The sequence below is a fragment of the Microbacterium kunmingense genome (assembly GCF_023155745.1).
Classification (GTDB): Bacteria; Actinomycetota; Actinomycetes; order Actinomycetales; family Microbacteriaceae; genus Microbacterium; species Microbacterium kunmingense.
The window spans coordinates 61652-78671 of record NZ_JAKNUS010000009.1 but is presented as its reverse complement, the minus strand read 5'-3'; the positions used below and the strand labels follow the sequence as shown (position 1 = coordinate 78671).

Sequence of the window (17020 nt, the reverse complement as noted above, 5' to 3'; positions counted from 1 at the left end):
CCCCACCTCACGACGGGATTGCACCACAATGTCAACGGAAACATCACTGACAGTCCCCGCCCCGGTCACCGGCGCGGGGTCGACGCGCATCGCCGAGGGGGGAGTGAGCGTGACGGTGGACGTGCGCCTGCTGGGCCTGGTCGAGGTGCGCGTCGACGACGAGGTCGTCGCCCTGCGCGGCGACATCCCCAAAGCGCTCGTCTCGCGCCTGGCGCTGAGCGCCGGAGACATCGTCCCCGCCGAGGAGCTGATCGCGGATGTCTGGCCGCAGCCCCCCGCGAACGTGCTCTCCACTCTCCGGGCCCATCTGTCGCGGCTGCGGGCAGCCGGGCTCGGCGCGCACCTGGTCGGAGCCCGTGGAGGCTACTCCCTCGACGTGCCGGCCGATCGGGTCGACTTGCTGCGGCTGCGCGCGGAGCTCGCCGCGGCCGGCCGCCTGCCGGCGTCGGAGGAGCGGCTGTCCGCCCTCGGCGAGATCGCCGCGCGGGCGGCGCGAGACCCGCTCCCGGGCCTTGACGCCATCCCGTTCGTCTCCGCCGTGCGCGCGCGCCATCTCGCCGATCGGCGGCTGCTGGAGGAGGATCTCGGCGAGCAGGCCCTCGACCTCGGCGACGCGGCGCTCGCGACCTCGGTGCTCGCCGGCACCGCCCAGCGCCACCCCTTCGACGAGCGACCGGTGCGCCTGCTCGCCACCGCCCTCGCCCGCTCCGCGCGCATTCCCGACGCGCTCACCGCCATCGACGCGTTCACCACGCGCCTCCGCGACGACCGCGGCCTCGACCCCTCACCCCGGCTGCAGTCGCTGCGTGCCTCCATCGTGCGGATGGACCCCGAGGTGGTCACCCACCACACCGGTGCGGCCGTGCGACGGGTGGGCGTCGGCATCCCGCTCACCCGCTTCGTCGGGCGCGCCGACGATCTCGCACGCCTGCGCGAGCGTCGCCGCGACCGACGCCTCATCACGATCGTCGGGCCCGCCGGGGTGGGGAAGACCCGTACCGCGGTCGAGCTCGCCCGCGAGGCCACGACCGCCCTCGACGACGAGCAGTACATGGTCGACCTCGCCGATTTCCGCCAGCCCGACGAGGTGGTCGCGGCGATCGCGGCCGTCGTGCGCGCGCGTGAACTGACAATGGATGCCATCGTGCGGCGTCTTCGCTCCGGCCGCATCCTGCTGCTCCTCGACAACGCCGACCACGTGCTCGGCGCGCTCGCCGTCGCCGTCGATCGGCTGCTGCAGGGAACCGACGGGGTGCGCATCGTGGTGACCAGCCGCGAGCCGCTCCGGCTGTCGGGCGAGGAGGTCGTCGTGCTGCGCCCGCTCGTGGGCGAGGCGCACGCCGACGCGTGGCGACTGTTCGCCGAACGCGCGGCCGACGCCCGAGGCGGGTACGGCTTCGACGACGGCGAGCTCGACGACGCCCGCGCACTCTGCGCGGAGCTCGAGGGCATCCCGCTCGCGCTCGAGCTGGCCGCGGCGCGGCTCGACGTGCTCGACGCCGCCCAGGTGCGCGAGGGGATCGGTGCGCACGCCGCGACGCGGGGACGGCACGACAGCGTCCGCACCGCGATCGACTGGACCTTCGGCCAGCTGAGCGACGCGCAGCGCGAGCTGGTCCAGGAGACCTCCCGCTTCGCCGGTGCCTTCACCGTGGGGGCCGTCTCCGGAGCATCCGGTCGCCCCTGGGGCGACACCGTCGCCCTTCTCGACGAGCTCGTGGGCAAGTCGCTCCTCGCCGTCGAGCGCGGCAGCACCGGTCGGCGCCGGTTCCGCATGCTCGAGTCGACGCGGGAGTACCTCGCCGAGCGGGAAGACCCGGCGCGGGCGGCGATGTGGCGGCTGCGGTACCGGTGGTGGTTCGCCGACCTCACCACCTCGCTCGGTCCGACGCTGCGCACCTTCGAGGCGCGCGACAGCATGGCGGTGCTCGATGACTTCCGGGCCGATCTCACCGAGGCGTTCGAGACGGCGGTGGCGGCGGGTGACCGCGACGCGGCGGTGCGGCTGGCGGCGGGACAGGCGCAGTACTGGTTCCTCCGCGGCCTCATGGTCGAGGGGAGAAGCCGGCTCGAGCGGGCGCTCGAGCTGCCGGGCGATCCGACGCCGCTGGATGGGATCGCGTGGCTCGAGCTGGCGAATCTCGCCTATCAGACCGGCGACGCCGCGGCGGGGTTCGGCGCCATCGCGCGGGCACGCGCCGAGGGCGAGCGGCTCGCCGACCCGTCGGTGACCGCGGTGGCCCTCGCCCGCGAGGCCTACGGCCGGGCGATCTTCGGTCAGGCCGACGTGGGCGAGACCCTTCTCGCCCAGGCTCGTCACCTGACGGGCGAGGCCCAGGCGTGGGCGCGGGCGGAGGTCAGCATGTCGGAAGGCCAGATCCGGCGGGCGCAGGGGAGGACGGATGACGCGCTGCGTGCGCTGCGCGCCTCGTACCGGATCGCGGCGTCGATCGGCTACACCTGGATGATCACGACGTCGAAGTACGTCGCCGCCAAGACCCTCGTGGATGCGCGCCGGCCGAAGGAGGCCATCGATGTCGCGGTCGGCGCGGTGGACGAGGCCCGCGCGAACGAGGACGCCGCCGGCGCGCTCGCGGTGGTGTTCGTCATCGCCGGGGCCTGCGCCTTCGTCGAGCGCCACGAGACCGGGGCGCGCCTGCTCGGAGCTGTCGAGGAGATCGGGCGCCAGTACGACTACAGCACCGCCGTCGTCGAGGGGGAGGACGCGGAGCGCCTGCGGGACTCGCTCAGTGCGGGGATGACCCCGCCCGAGTTCGCGCACCAGTACGCGCAGGGCAGGCGATGCGGGTGGCCCGAGGTGCGCGACATGCTCGCGCGCCTCCCGCGCCGGGAGTTCTCGATGGCCGCCGACCCGTCGCCCGAAGGCGCATCGCCCGCCGACCCGGATGCCTCGCCGTGACCGACGTGCGGATCCACCTCTTCGGCGGCCTGCGTGTCACCGGCGACGGGGCGCCGCCGCCGGTGCGCGGCGCGATCCCCGAGGCGATCCTCTGCCGTCTCGCGCTCGACCCGGAGCGATCGTTCACGACCGGCGAGCTCGTCGAGGCACTCTGGCCCGCGGCATCCGACAGTGTCGTCTCGAGTCTTCGGGCGCACCTGTCCCGACTGCGCACACGCGGATGGGGCGACCTCCTGCCCGGCGGGCGCGGCGGATACCGGCTGGCCGTCGACCCCGCAGCGGTCGACGTCATCCGCTTCCGCCGATTGCTCGAGACCACCGGTGACGACCGCGCGGCGGCGCTCGCCGAGGCCGAGGCCCTCTGGACGGGGGCGCCGCTGGCCCGGGTGTCGGAGTTCCCCTTCGCCGCGCCGGTGCTCACCGAGCTCGGGATGCTGCGGCGCGCCGCCGCTGCCGAACGCGCCGATCGGGAGCTCGCCGCCGCCCGCCCCGCCAATGCCCTGGCAGCTCTCGCGCCGTGGGCCGACGACCTCGACGATGACGAGATGGGCCGTCGGCTGGCGCAGGCGCTCGCCGAGGGGGGACGCACCGCCGACGCCCTCGGCGAGATCGACCGGCGGGTCGCGCACCGGCGCGAGGTCGGGGGAGCGGTGCCCGAGACGTGGTCGCGGCTGCGCGACGGGATCCTGCGCGGCGAGTCGCACGGCGGTGCGGGGGGCGCCCCGGGCCCGGCGGCGGAGGCCGGTGCGGTGCGGGGCGGCGACGCATCGGGGGCCGTCGGCGCGGCGCGGGGCGTGCGCGTCGGGGAGCACGGGGGCCCGGTCGATCCCGCCGCGGGGGTGCAATCGCGGCGTTCGGCGCTGATCGGCAGGGCCGCCGAGCTCGATCGGATCGCCGATGCCCGGGCGCAGTCGCGGCTCGTGACGCTCACCGGCCCCGCCGGTGTCGGCAAGACGCGCCTGGCCGCCGAGGTGGCCCGCCGGGGTGCGGGCAGCGACGACGACGCCCAGTGGTTCGTCGATCTCACCGTCATCCGCTCGCCCGACCGCCTCATCGGCGCGGTCGCCGAGACCCTCGGATGCGTCAGCGAGATCGACGCGATCGCGGCGGCGCTCGGTGGACGGCGGACGCTCGTGGTGTTCGACAACGCCGAGCACGTGCTGGGGGCGACGGCCGCCCTGGCGTCCGCCCTGCTCGAGCGGTGCGCCGGGCTCAGCGTGCTCGTCACGAGCCGCGAGGCGATGCGCATGGCGGGCGAGCGGGTCGTGGCGGTCGAGCCGCTGCTCGGCGGGGCACTGGATGACGCGGTCGACCTGTTCCTCCAGCGCGCGTCCGAGAGCAGCGGGACCACGGCGTGGAGCGACGACGACCGCACTGCCGTGCGGCGACTGTGCGTCGCGCTCGACGGTCTGCCGCTCGCCATCGAGCTCGCCGCCGCCCGTCTGGACGTCCTGAGCCTCGGCGAGGTCGCCGGTTCGCTCGAGGCCCTCGCGCCGGGTCGCGGCACGGGCCGGCACGATTCGCTCGATGCCGCGATCGACTGGAGCGTCGGGATGATCTCCGACGACGAGCGCCGCACGCTCGGGCAGCTGGCCCGCTTCTCGGGCCCGTTCGGACTCGATGCCGTGGCAGGCATCTGCCGGATCGAGGGAGCCGACGCACGGGAGATGACCATCGCGCTCGTGCGCCGCTCGCTCGTCGTCCCCGCGGGTGCGGGAGGAGGCGAGAGGCGATTCCGGCTGCTGGACACCGTGCGCCGGTACGCCCGAGCGCACCTTCAGGCCGATGACGGCGGGGACTGGGAGGGGCGGCACGGACGCTGGATGGCCGCGTACGCCGAGCGCACGGCACCGCTGCTGCGCTCGACGGCGGCGCCGAAGGCGCGCGCGTCAATGCGCGGCTACGCCGCCGATCTGCAGGATGCCACGGCCCGCGCCATCCGCTCGGGGGATCGTCCGCTCGCGGTCGAGCTCGTCGGGTCGCTCGCGTGGTTCTGGTACGAGCGCGGGCAGGCCGACGAGGCGCTGAGCCTCATCGATCAGGCGCTGGCGGTGCCCGGTCCCCGCCTGCCGCGCGCCGAGGCGCGCGCCCTGTATGCCGCGACGTTCATGCAGGCTGTCGGCGGCGATCCGCTGAAGACGGTGCATGCGCTGCGCCGGTTCGCGGATGCCGCCGACGAGGCCGCCGATGCGCCGCACGCGATGATCGCGCACACCCTGCTGGGCTCGCTCGCCGCCGTGGAGGGAAACATCGATGGGCGGGAGGCCGAGCTGGCGATCGCCGCGCGCCTGCGCGCCGAGGTCGGTGACGACGACCGGTGGGCGATCGCCGATCACCTCTACATCCGCGGCGACGCGCTGCGGATCGCCGGTCACCCGGCTCAGGCGCTCGACAGCCTCGAGGAGGGGTACCGGCTGGCCGCGGAGATCGGCCACACCTGGACGCTCGCGGCGACCTGCTACATCACCGGCAAGGTGCTGACCGAGGTCGGGCGCGCGCGCGACGCGGTGGGGATCCTCCGCACCGGCGCGGGCCACTCGCTTGCGCGGGAGGACCGGATCAGCGCGCTGGCCGCCGTCAACGCGATCGCCGTCGCGCTGGTGGAGCTCGGCGCGCCGGTCGACGCCGCCGAGCTGTTCGGTCTGGTCGACGCGCTCGGGCCGCGCTTCGGATTCCACCCCGTCGCGTCGGACGGGTCGTACGCCGAGCCGTTCCGCGCGCGTGCGGCCGCCGGCCTGGGAGAGGAGTGGGATGTCGCGCGGGCGCGCGGCGCGGCGCGCGACTTCGGGTGGGCGCTGGACCGCGCCGCCGCGGCGGCCGCCCGGGCCTGACCCGCACCCGTCGCGGGCCGCTTCGCCTGTCACGTTCGGCGGTTGCGCGTCGCCCTTCGCGCCAAGCGAGCGGGTGATACCTGCCGCTGCCGGGCGCTTCGTCGCTTCGCCTGTCACGTTCGGCGGTCGCGGGCCGCGCTTTGCGCCAGGCGAGCGGGCGGTACCTGCCGCAACCGGGCGCTTCGTCGCTTCGCCTGTCACGTTCGGCGGTCGCGCTTCGCGCTTCGCGAGCGGGCGGTACACCCGGCGGGCCGGCACCCCCCGGCGGGCCCGGCCCCCCCAGCTCGCCTGTCACGTTCGGTGGTCGCGCATGGCGCCCGGAGGGTGACGCGCTTGCTTCCGCCGTCACGTTCGGCCCTTGCGGCGTCCGAAGTGGGGCGGATGTTGTCGGGGGAGGGTGACGCGCTTGCTTCCGCTGTCACGTTCGGCCCTTGCCGCGCGTGAAGTGGGGCGGATGTTGTCGGGGGAGCGTCGGACGCCCGACGACGTGCTCCCGAGCGGGGTGGTACCCGCCGCTGCCGAGAAGGATGGCGCGACACCACGCGGCACGCGAGACTGAGGCGATGCACCTTCCCGTCATGCCCCCGGTCGCGCCGATGCTCGCCAAGTCGGTCTCGACCATCCCCGACCTCGGGCACGTCGAACCCAAGTGGGACGGGTTCCGCACGATCGTGTTCCGCGACGGCGACGAGGTCGAGCTCGGCAGCCGCAACGAGCGTCCGATGACGCGCTACTTCCCGGAGCTCGTCGAGGCGCTGCGCGCACAGCTCCCCGAGCGCTGCGTCGTCGACGGCGAGATCGTCGTCGCCACCGACGGCGGCCTCGACTTCGAGGCGCTGCAGCAGCGGATCCACCCCGCCGCGAGCCGCGTGAACCTGCTCGCCGCGCAGACACCCGCGTCGTTCATCGCGTTCGACCTTCTCGCCCTGGGCGACGACGACCTCACCGGCCGCCCGTTCTCCGAGCGCCGCGCGCTGCTCGTCGACGCGCTGTCGGACGTCGAGCCGCCGGTCTACGTCACCCCGGCGACCGGCGACCCCGCCGTCGCGCAGGAGTGGTTCGAGACGTTCGAGGGCGCGGGCCTGGACGGGGTGATCGCCAAGCCCCTCGACGGCACCTACCAGCCGAACAAGCGCACCATGTTCAAGATCAAGCACGAGCGCACCGCCGACTGCGTGGTCGCCGGATTCCGCTGGCACAAGTCGGGCCCGATCGTCGGGTCGCTTCTCCTCGGCCTCTATGCCGATGACGGCACCCTGCACCACGTCGGTGTCACGGCATCCTTCCCCATGGCGCGGCGCAAGACCCTGCTCGACGACCTCGCCCCCTACCGCGATGTCGACCTCGCCGCGCACCCGTGGGGAGGCTGGGCCGAGCATGCCGCCGACGGCACGCAGCTCGCGGGGGCCGGCAGCCGCTGGAATGCGGGCAAGGACCTCTCGTTCGTGCCGCTGCGCCCCGAACTCGTCGTCGAGGTCGCGTACGACCACATGGAGGGAGAGCGGTTCCGCCACATCCCGTCGTTCCGGCGCTGGCGGCCCGACCGTGATCCGCGCTCGTGCACCTTCGCACAGCTCGAGGTGCCGGCGCGCTTCACGCTCTCCGACATCCTCCCCGGGCTCTGACGGCAGCGCGGCGCGGCGAGCGCCGTCGGCTGGTGTGAAGGCAGCGCGTCAGCGCGGCGCGACGCGTCCCGCTCACACCGCCGGTACGACCGCCTTCTTCCGCGCCCAGCGCGCGGGCTCGTTCGGCCCGTTCCAGACCTTGATGATCCCCCAGACGACCGCGGTGATCGGAACGGCGAGCACCGCGCCGAGGATGCCGCCGAGCACGGTGCCGACGGTCAGGGCGATCAGGATGACGAAGGCGTGCAGCTTCAGCGTCCGCCCCATGAGGACGGGCTGGAGGAAGTTGCCCTCCAGCTGGTTCACGAGCACGACCACACCGACCACGAAGAGGGCGTTGACCCAGTCGTTCGCGACGAGGGCGACGAGGGCCGCGAGGATGCCGGCCACCGTCGCGCCGACGATGGGGATGAACGCCAGCAGGAACACCAGCACCGCCAGGGGCAGGGCGAGGGGCACCTGCAGGATGACCAGGCCGATGCCGATCCCGACCGCGTCGACGAACGCGACGGCGGCGGTGCCCCGCACGTACGACCCCAGCGTCACCACCGTCTTGTCGCCGATGCGGCGCGCCCGCGCCTCGTTCTCGCCGCGGAAGGGGCGCAGCAGGAACTCCCAGAGCCACGGGCCGTCCTTCAGGAAGAAGAAGAGCACCACGATCATGAGGATCAGCCCGGTGATGAAATTCGCCAGCACGCTCACCCCTGCGAGGGCGCCGGTGCCGAACTGGGCGCTGGTGACGAAGTCGATGACCTGGTCGCTCCACTCCTGGATCTGGTTGTCCGTGGGGGCGAAGGGCAGCGTGTTGATCCACGCGACGAGCTCCTGGAAGCCCGCCTCGGCCTGCGAGTAGAGGTCGTCCCACTGGTTGCGGACCGCCCAGACGATGAGCCACCCCGCCAGGCCCAGCACGATCACGACGGCGAGCATTGTGATGAGCGTCGCGACCAGCGACGGCACGCCGTGCCGCCGCAGCCACGACATCAGCGGCGCGAAGGCGCAGGCGAAGATGAGCGCGATGATGACGGGGATCCACACCACGGTCACCTGTTGCAGGCCGATGACCGCCAACGCCGCGATGCCGATGACGATGGCGATCTGCAGCGACCGGGTCGCGAGCTTTCCGAACCCGTCGGCCCAAAGCCCCAGGGCGACGGGGGCTTTGGCGGCCTTGACGGCCGACGTGGCGGCCTTCTCGGCGGAATCGAAGGCGCGCGGGTCGAAGCCGTGCGGGCGCGGGGAGCGACGGAAGAGTCCCATGGCTGAACCATACGGCGGGGGATGCCGCGCGGACGGATGGTTGCGCGGCACGTCGCGGGGGCCTAGGGGCCCTGCGCTGCGCTCTCATGGTGCGGCGGCACGGTCCGAATCGACTCCCTGCTGCACCCGGCGGAGCGCCATTGATACCCAGTGTCATAACATGCGAAACTGGATGTCATGACGTCTGCGCCGACCACACCCGCGACCGACACCGCCGAAAACACCGACACCGCCGACACCGCCGCCTTGCCCGGCGACCGCGCCGGCACGTACCGGGTGACCGATCCGCTCGACACCGACTACTACGGCGTCTTCGCCGACATCGGCGGCGCCGAGCGCGACGCGTGGTCGCGCGCCCGGGTGCTGATCTCCGAATACGGCGACCGGTCGGCCGCGCAGTGGGATGCCGGTGAGTACGACGTCTCGATCGTGCGGCGCATGGGCGAGCTCGATCTCTTCGTTGACGGCATCGAGCACGAGGGACTCACCGCGCTCTCGCCGCTGGCTGCAGGCCTGGTCAACATGGAGATCTCGCGGGGCGACGGATCGCTCGGCACGGTTCTCGCCGTGCAGGGGGGCCTCGCGCTGCGCACGCTGGCGCTCTTCGGCAGCGACGCGCAGAAGGCGCAGTACCTGCAGCCGATCGCCCGGGGCGAAGTGCTCGGCTCGTTCGCCCTCACCGAGCCCGACCACGGCTCCGACTCGGTCTCGCTCGAGACGCGCGCGACCCGCATCGCGGACGGCGCCTGGGTGATCGACGGGGCGAAGAAGTGGATCGGCAACGGCGCCTCGGGTGGGGTCACCTTCGTCTGGGCGCGGGTGGAGTCTCCCGGCGCCGACGACCACGGCAAGGTGCGATGCTTCCTCGTGCCGCAGGAGGTGGAGGGCTACCACGGGGTGCCGATCACCGGCAAGGCGTCGCTCCGCGGCATCCATCAGGCCCACATCACCCTCCGGGGCGTTCGACTCCCCGCCGACGCGGTGCTGCCCGGCAGCCGCAGCTTCAAGGACGCCTCGACCGTGCTCTACGCCACGCGGTCGGGCGTCGCCTGGTCGGCGCTCGGGCACGCGACCGCCTGCTACGAGGCGGCGCTGCAGTACTCCCAGCAGCGCGAGCAGTTCGGTAAGCGCCTCGCGGGGTTCCAGATGGTGCAGGAGCGGCTCACCCAGATGCTCTCCGAGCTCACCGCGATGCAGCTGTACTGCCGGCACCTGGCCGACCTCGAGGCATCCGGGGGTCTGCGGCCGACGCAGGCGTCGCTGGCGAAGTATCACAACACTCGCACCGCCCGCCGGATCGCCGCCACCGCGCGCGACCTGCTGGGCGGCAACGGAATCCTGCTCGAGTACGGCGTGATGCAGCACATGGCCGACATCGAGGCCATCCACACCTACGAGGGCACCGAGTCGATCCAGGCGCTCCTCCTCGGCCGCGACATCACCGGCGTGAGCGCGTTCGCCTGAGCGGGCGGCGCCTCACTCCGATAGCGCGTCGCGCAGGCGCCGCGCGACCTCGGCGCTGGGCGTCCGGCGCGGGAATACCGCGACCACGAGGTCGTCCGGAGCCGGCGCCGACTCTTCGAGGTGCACACCGAAACGGCGTCGCGCGTCATCCAGCGCCCGTCGCAGCACCGAGACGGGCACGCGCTTCGGGCCGCGGATGAGCCGGCGCAGCACGTGGTTGTGCACGGCGGTCACGAGAGCGGAGAACCCCACCGCGTCGAGGGGGTCGAGGCCCGGGAGCGCCTGGCGCAGGTACTCGTCGAAGAGGCGCTCGTAGCGGAAGACCGTCACGATCTCGCGGTCGCGCAGCGCCGGGATCTGCCGCACCACGGCGTAGCGACGGCGGGCGAGCTCCGGGTCGGCGGCGAAGTGCTGGTACACCTGCACGGATGCCTCGCACACGGCCGCCCACGGATCGTCGTGCGGCTGCGCGAGGAAGGCGCGGAGTTCTTCAAGCAGGCCCTCGTGGTCGGCGAAGACCACGTCCTCCTTGCCGCCGTACTGGCGGAAGAACGTCGAACGCGACAGGCCCGCGGCCCGCGCGATCTGGTCGACCGAGGTCTGCTCGAACCCCTGCGTGTGAAACAGCTCGACCGCGGCCGCCACGACACCGGTGCGGCCGACGAACGCGGGATCGGCGTCGCTCACGGGTCGAGCTTAGCGGCGGGGCGTTCGGGAACGCGGTGCGGGCGTCGATCGCTGGCAGAGCGTGCCCGAGCTTGTCATGGCCATGGTCCGGTTCGGTTCATGGTCGTTCACTGTCCTCATGTCGCTTTTCGCCGCCGCCGTGAACACCTCCGGTCAGGCGCTTCCGCGCGGCGAGCACTACGACGTCGTCGTCGTCGGCGCGTCGCTCGCGGGTCTGGTCGCCACCCTTCTGCTCACCCAGTCCGGCCGTCGCGTCGCACTCGTCGAAGCCGGCGTGATCAGCCCCACCCGTCCCGGCGGCAGCCCCGACGCCAACGAGGAGACCGCGCTCGCCTCCGCGCTCGTCGCCGCCGGAGCGGCGCTGCACACCCGCACCGCCGTCCACGCTGTGACCTCGGCGAGCCCCTGCCGCCTCGACACCGAGCACGGACCGCTCTTCTCCGATCAGGTGATCCTCGCCACGGGCGCCCACGACGCGGAGTCGGTCTATCGACCGGGCCCCACTCCGTCGCGCTGGCGCGCGGCGTCGTACCTGCTGCCCGCACCGCCGGCGGCGACCTCGGGGACGGATGACGCGGCCCGCCGTCCCACCGAGAGCGCCGCCCCGGCGGGCACGCCGTCGATCGGGCCCGCCCCGACGGTGGGCAAAGTGCCGCGTTCGCTCGGTCGCATCCGCTTCGTCACGTCCTGCCACGGGCGGGGTCGCACCCGCGCGGCCCCGGCGGCTCTCGAGGTCGTCGCCGACATCCTGCAACTGGCCCGCGTCGACCGGCCGGGGTGGAAGGTGACGCTGCAGAAGGCCACGCGGACGTCCGAGACGCCGAATGCCGTGGGCGGCAAGGTCACCCGGAAACCCGACACCCCGCCCGCGGCCTCCTCCGTCGCCTGAGCGGGCAGCACTGCTGCCGCCGAGCGGCGGAGGGTTTCGCGGAACGGGGTGTCAGGGCCGGCGAGCCCCCACTCAGCCGACGACGGTGATCACACCCGTGATGATGAGCGTGATGAGGGTGGTCCACAGCGCGATCGCCACGGCCTGCCAGAACAGCACGCGACCGGGGGCGACGCCGGTGGACACCAGCGCGGCGGCCGTGAACTGCGTCGGCACCAGCAGCGGGCCGAGCAGGCTCACGCCCGGGGTGCCGTAGCGCTCGTAGGCGCGCATGACCTTCTGGCGGCGCGGTGACATCTCGGGCGCCGCGCGACCGCCGCGGGTCGTGACCGCGGTGCGCACCCGGGCGCCCGCGAAGACGATGATCGCGACGCAGAGGAAGTTGCCGGCGAACCCGGCGATGGCGGCGACGACCGGATGGATGCCGCCGATGATGCCGATCGCCGAGGCGCCCTCGCCCTCGATGAAGGGCACGGCGCCGGCGAGCGCCACGATGAGGGGGCGCAGCAGCTCGGGCATCTGGGCGACCAGGTTCTGGAAGCCGAGGACGAGGTCGGCGATGGGGTTCACGGTGTCTCCCTTGCGTGTCGGACGGTGATTCCATCCCACGCGGTCGGGGGCCGAAGCGGCAGTGTCGGCGCGTCACCGGCCGCCGGGAGGATGCCGCAGACGAGGGGTGACAAAAGTCATGGTCGTACTGTGGCGGTGTGAACGATGCCTCCCGTCCCGGCACCGCCGTGAATCCGGCGGGTCGGGCCCTCGCCCGCGGGGTGACCGCGACCTGGTGGTACACCGCCGGCTCGGTGCTGATGTTCCAGGCCGTCACGCTGTTCTTCTGGCTCGTCCCGACCATCACCGGGGGCGGGGCCCTGCAGGTCGCGGTCTACCTCGCCGCCGCCGCGGTGTCGCTGGCCTCGAGCGTGCCGCTGCTGGCCCGATACGGTCGGCGACGGATCGACGCCGACGAGGGGGAGCGGTTCTCGCCGACCGTCCTCTGGTCGCTCACCGCAGCGGCCGGCGCCGCGGCGGTGGCGGGGGTGATCGCGGGGTCGGTGCTCGCGGGCGCCGCGCTGGTGGCGTTGGCGGTGGTGCTGCTGCGCTGGCGGTCGGGGGTGCGGCTGCGGCTCGTCGTGGGGCTCACGCTCCTCCTCGTGGCGATCTGGATCGTCGAGGCCGCCCTCACGGGGCGGAACGTCGGTGACGAGGTCGACCTCGTCTACAACCTGTTCTCCGTGCTCCTGCCTCCCACGGCTGTGCTGTGCCTGTGGTGGTGGGACATCGTCCTCGCCCTCGACGAGGCCCGCGCTGCCGAGGGTCGCCTCGCCGCCGCCCAGGAACGTCTGCGGCTCGCCGGCGACCTGCACGACCTCCAGGGTCATCATCTGCAGGTCATCGCGCTGCAGCTCGAGCTGGCCGAGCGGATGCTGCCCCGCGACCCTCTCGCGGCTGCCGAGCAGGTCCGACTCGCCCGGGCGTCGGTCGACGAGGCCCGGACGGGCACGCGTGCCCTCGCTGCCCGGTTCCGCGGCGTTCCGCTCTCGGACGAACTGGCCAATGCCGCCGACCTGCTGCGCGCCGCAGGACTCACCGTCGAGCTCGACGTCGACGCCCGCGCCGATGCGGCGCCCGCCGACATCCTCGGTCCGGTCGTCCGCGAGTCGACGACGAACATCCTCAAGCACGGCGGAGGCGGCTGGGCGCGGCTGCACCTCTCGCTCGACGAGAGTGCGCGCCGCGGATCGTGGCGGCTCGAGGTCAGTAACGACGTCGCGGTCCGACCGGGGCCCGCGCACGCCCCATCGGCAGGGTCGGGACTCCCGGGCATCGCCGAGCGGGTCGGCGCGGTGGAGGGAGCGGCCCGGTGGGATGCCGCGCCCGAGCGCTTCACCGTCGAAGTCACCGTTCCCGCGGCATCCGTCGGAGGTTCCCCATGATCCGCATCCTCATCGCCGACGACGAGGACATGATCCGGTCGGCGCTCGCGGCCCTGCTGCGGCTGGAGGACGACTTCGACGTCGTCGCCGAGTGCCGCAACGGCGAGGAGGCGGTCGCCGAGGCGGTGCGGCTTCGCCCGACGGTGTGCCTGCTCGACCTCGAGATGCCGGGGCTCGACGGCGTCGACGCGGCCGCCCGCATCCGCCGGCAGGCGGGGTCGCGGTGCGTCGTGGTGACGCGGCACGCGCGGCCCGGGGTGCTGCGCCGGGCGCTCAGCGCCGGGGTCGACGGGTTCCTGCCGAAGTCCCGGCGGGCGCAGGACGTCGCCGCGGTGATCCGCGACGTCGCCGCCGGGAGGCGGTACGTCGACCCGGAGATCGCCGCCGATGCGCTCACCGACGAGCGCAGCCCGCTCACCGACCGCGAGCTCGATGTGCTGCGCGCGGGCGCGCGCGGCGAGACGATCGCCGAGATCGCGGCGACTCTCCACCTCTCGCCCGGCACCGTGCGCAACCACGTCTCGGCGGTGCTCGGCAAGCTCGGTCTCGCGACCCGCCAGCAGGCGGCGATACTCGCGCGCGAGCGCGGGTGGATCTGACGCGCGACGCTGCGCGTCCCGCTTCCGCTCGCGTCCCGCTTGCGCTCGCGCCCGCCGCTTACGCTGGCGCGATGTGCCGCTGCGGGCCGCACTTCGCGTCAGGTGAGCCGTGGTGCTCCGGGTTCGCCGTCGAGACATCCGGGATGAGGCGGTCCGCGGCCGGTAGTAGGGTAGGGGACTGGTCGATATCTCGACATCGAGATTTCTTTGACCCACACATCCCACCGTTCGCCCAGCGAAGGATTCTCTGTGGATCTCTACGAGTACCAGGCCCGCGATCTGTTCGAGAAGTACGAGGTGCCGGTTCTCGCCGGCATCGTCGCCGACACCCCCGAGGAGGCGAAGGCCGCGGCCGAGAAGCTCGGTGGCGTGGTCGTCGTCAAGGCGCAGGTCAAGACCGGCGGCCGCGGCAAGGCCGGCGGCGTCAAGGTCGCCAAGACCCCCGATGAGGCCTACGAGGCCGCGAAGGCCATCCTCGGCCTCGACATCAAGGGCCACATCGTCAAGCGCGTGATGATCGCCGCAGGCGCCCGCATCGCCCAGGAGTTCTACTTCTCGGTTCTGCTCGACCGCGCCAACCGCTCCTACCTCTCCCTGTGCAGCGTCGAGGGCGGCATGGAGATCGAGCAGCTCGCCGTCGAGAAGCCCGAGGCGCTCGCCCGTATCGAGGTCGACCCGCTGACCGGCATCGACCACGCCAAGGCCGTCGAGATCGCCCGCGCCGCGAACTTCCCCGAGAACCTCGTCGAGCAGGTCGCGAACGTGTTCGTCAAGCTCTACGACGTCTACAAGGGCGAGGACGCCACCCTCGTCGAGGTCAACCCGCTCGTGCTCACCGAGGAGGGCGACGTCATCGCCCTGGACGGCAAGGTCACGCTCGATGAGAACGCGGAGTTCCGTCACCCCGGCCACGCGCGCCTGGAGGACAAGGACGCCGCCGACCCGCTCGAGGCCAAGGCCAAGGAGAACGACCTCAACTACGTCAAGCTCGACGGCGAGGTCGGCGTGATCGGCAACGGTGCGGGCCTGGTCATGTCGACCCTCGACGTGGTCGCCTACGCCGGTGAGAAGCACGGCGGCGTGAAGCCGGCGAACTTCCTCGACATCGGCGGCGGCGCCTCGGCCGAGGTCATGGCCGCGGGCCTCGACGTCATCCTCGGCGACCCGCAGGTCAAGAGCGTCTTCGTCAACGTCTTCGGCGGCATCACCGCGTGCGATGCCGTCGCGAAGGGCATCGTGGGCGCGCTCGCCGAGCTCGGCTCCACCGCCACCAAGCCCCTGGTCGTCCGCATCGACGGCAACCGCGTCGAGGAGGGACGCCGCATCCTGCAGGAGGCGAACCACCCCCTGGTCACGCTCGCCTCGACCATGGACGAGGGCGCCGACAAGGCCGCCGAACTCGCGAACGCCTGACCCGCAGCATCCGGATAAGGAACAAGAAATGTCGATCTTCCTCACCAAGGACTCCAAGGTCATCGTCCAGGGCATCACCGGCGGCGAGGGCACCAAGCACACCGCGCTGATGCTGAAGGCGGGCACCAACGTCGTCGGCGGCGTGAACGCGCGCAAGGCCGGCACCACCGTGCTGCATAAGGACAAGGACGGCGCCGACGTCGAGCTCCCCGTCTTCGGGTCGGTGGCCGAGGCCATCGAGAAGACCGGTGCCGACGTCTCCATCGCGTTCGTCCCGGCCGCGTTCACCAAGGCCGCGATGATCGAGGCCATCGACGCCGAGATCCCGCTCCTCGTCGTCATCACCGAGGGCGTGCCCGTCGGCGACTCGGCCGAGGCCTGGGCCTACGCCACCTCGAAGGGCAACACCACCCGCATCATCGGGCCGAACTGCCCCGGCATCATCACCCCCGATGAGGCGCTCGTCGGCATCACCCCCGCCAACATCACCGGCAAGGGCCCGATCGGCCTGGTGTCGAAGTCGGGCACCCTGACCTACCAGATGATGTTCGAGCTGCGCGACATCGGGTTCTCCACCGCCATCGGCATCGGCGGCGACCCGATCATCGGCACCACCCACATCGACGCGCTCGCCGCGTTCGAAGCCGACCCCGAGACGAAGGCGATCGTCATGATCGGCGAGATCGGGGGCGACGCCGAAGAGCGCGCCGCCGACTTCATCAAGGCCAACGTCACCAAGCCCGTCGTCGGGTACGTCGCCGGCTTCACCGCCCCCGAGGGCAAGACCATGGGTCACGCCGGCGCGATCGTGTCGGGCTCGGCGGGCACCGCCCAGGCCAAGAAGGAAGCGCTCGAGGCCGCCGGCGTCAAGGTCGGGAAGACCCCCTCCGAGACCGCCGCCCTCATGCGCGAGATCATCGAAGGGCTCTGAGTCGGATGCCGCTGAAGGGCGAGTACATCCCCAGCACGTCCCAGTGGGCGCGTGAGCAGGCTGAGCAGTACGAGGCCTCGGGCGGCACCGAGGCCAACCTGCTGCGGGGCGTACCGATCATCGTGCTGACCACCGTCGGCGCGAAGAGCGGGGGTCTGCGCAAGACGGCCCTCATGCGGGTCGAGCACAAGGGCCGCTACGCCGTCGTGGCGTCCAAGGGCGGCGCCCCCGACGAGCCCGCGTGGGCGGCGAACATGCGCGCGCACGCGCACGTCGAACTGCAGGACGGGCCGGTCAAGCGCGACTACCTGGCGCGCGAGCTCTCGGGCGACGAGTACACCGAGTGGTGGAACCGTTCGGCCGAGGTGTGGCCGGACTACAACGAGTACCAGAAGAAGACCGATCGCACGATCGCCGTCTTCGTGCTCGAGCCGTTCGACCCGCCCTCGGAGTAACCCCGGAGAATA

13 protein-coding genes are annotated in these 17020 nt (G+C 72.7%); 10 read left to right on the top strand and 3 right to left on the bottom strand.

The window, feature by feature from the left end; all coding sequences use genetic code 11:
* The first annotated feature begins 109 nt into the window (after positions 1-109).
* The 3 genes from MA875_RS13295 (at position 110) to MA875_RS13285 (ending at position 7376) form a co-directional block, all read left to right on the top strand.
* On the top strand, positions 110-2920 hold the full coding sequence (locus tag MA875_RS13295; RefSeq protein WP_248242735.1) for an ATP-binding protein: 2811 nt from the start codon (positions 110-112) through the stop codon (positions 2918-2920).
* The gene (locus MA875_RS13290) at positions 2917-5751 is read left to right on the top strand and encodes an AfsR/SARP family transcriptional regulator (RefSeq protein WP_248242734.1); all 2835 of its coding nucleotides are present in this window, start codon (positions 2917-2919) and stop codon (positions 5749-5751) included. Before MA875_RS13295 ends, MA875_RS13290 begins: the two co-directional genes overlap by 4 nt.
* A gap of 563 nt (positions 5752-6314) precedes the next feature.
* A complete protein-coding gene (locus MA875_RS13285; protein ID WP_248242733.1) occupies positions 6315-7376 on the top strand; it encodes an ATP-dependent DNA ligase in 1062 nt (353 codons plus the stop codon).
* 72 nt (positions 7377-7448) lie between these two features.
* Here the strand turns inward: MA875_RS13285 and MA875_RS13280 are convergent, their stop codons facing one another.
* Entirely contained in the window at positions 7449-8636 is a 1188-nt protein-coding gene (locus tag MA875_RS13280; RefSeq protein ID WP_248242732.1) for an AI-2E family transporter, read from the bottom strand.
* A gap of 177 nt (positions 8637-8813) precedes the next feature.
* Here MA875_RS13280 and MA875_RS13275 point away from each other — a divergent pair, with 177 nt between their 5' ends.
* Positions 8814-10100, top strand: a complete 1287-nt coding sequence (locus MA875_RS13275; protein WP_248242731.1) for an acyl-CoA dehydrogenase family protein — start codon at positions 8814-8816, stop codon at positions 10098-10100.
* Positions 10101-10112: 12 nt separating this feature from the next.
* On the opposite strand, the gene MA875_RS13270 is transcribed toward MA875_RS13275, so the two are convergent.
* Positions 10113-10787, bottom strand: a complete 675-nt coding sequence (locus MA875_RS13270) for a TetR/AcrR family transcriptional regulator (RefSeq protein WP_248242730.1) — start codon at positions 10785-10787, stop codon at positions 10113-10115.
* Between the two features lie 118 nt (positions 10788-10905).
* Here MA875_RS13270 and MA875_RS13265 point away from each other — a divergent pair, with 118 nt between their 5' ends.
* A complete protein-coding gene (locus MA875_RS13265) occupies positions 10906-11676 on the top strand; it encodes an FAD-dependent oxidoreductase (RefSeq protein ID WP_248242729.1) in 771 nt (256 codons plus the stop codon).
* A 72-nt stretch (positions 11677-11748) separates the two neighbouring features.
* On the opposite strand, the gene MA875_RS13260 is transcribed toward MA875_RS13265, so the two are convergent.
* Positions 11749-12195 (bottom strand): small multidrug efflux protein, encoded by a 447-nt coding sequence (locus MA875_RS13260; protein WP_248242813.1) that lies wholly within the window; start codon positions 12193-12195, stop codon positions 11749-11751.
* 188 nt (positions 12196-12383) lie between these two features.
* Between MA875_RS13260 and MA875_RS13255 the strand changes: the two genes are divergently transcribed.
* From MA875_RS13255 to MA875_RS13235, 5 genes are all read left to right on the top strand, one after another.
* Positions 12384-13610, top strand: coding sequence for a sensor histidine kinase (locus tag MA875_RS13255; RefSeq protein ID WP_248242728.1), 1227 nt, complete (start codon positions 12384-12386; stop codon positions 13608-13610).
* Positions 13607-14209: a response regulator transcription factor gene (locus MA875_RS13250; protein WP_248242727.1), complete on the top strand. Its 603-nt coding sequence runs from the start codon at positions 13607-13609 to the stop codon at positions 14207-14209. Before MA875_RS13255 ends, MA875_RS13250 begins: the two co-directional genes overlap by 4 nt.
* A gap of 249 nt (positions 14210-14458) precedes the next feature.
* Positions 14459-15622, top strand: a complete 1164-nt coding sequence (sucC, locus tag MA875_RS13245) for an ADP-forming succinate--CoA ligase subunit beta (protein ID WP_248242726.1) — start codon at positions 14459-14461, stop codon at positions 15620-15622.
* A 28-nt stretch (positions 15623-15650) separates the two neighbouring features.
* The gene (gene sucD / locus MA875_RS13240) at positions 15651-16553 is read left to right on the top strand and encodes a succinate--CoA ligase subunit alpha (protein WP_248242725.1); all 903 of its coding nucleotides are present in this window, start codon (positions 15651-15653) and stop codon (positions 16551-16553) included.
* 5 nt (positions 16554-16558) lie between these two features.
* A complete protein-coding gene (locus tag MA875_RS13235) occupies positions 16559-17008 on the top strand; it encodes a nitroreductase family deazaflavin-dependent oxidoreductase (RefSeq protein ID WP_248242724.1) in 450 nt (149 codons plus the stop codon).
* Positions 17009-17020: the final 12 nt, after the last annotated feature.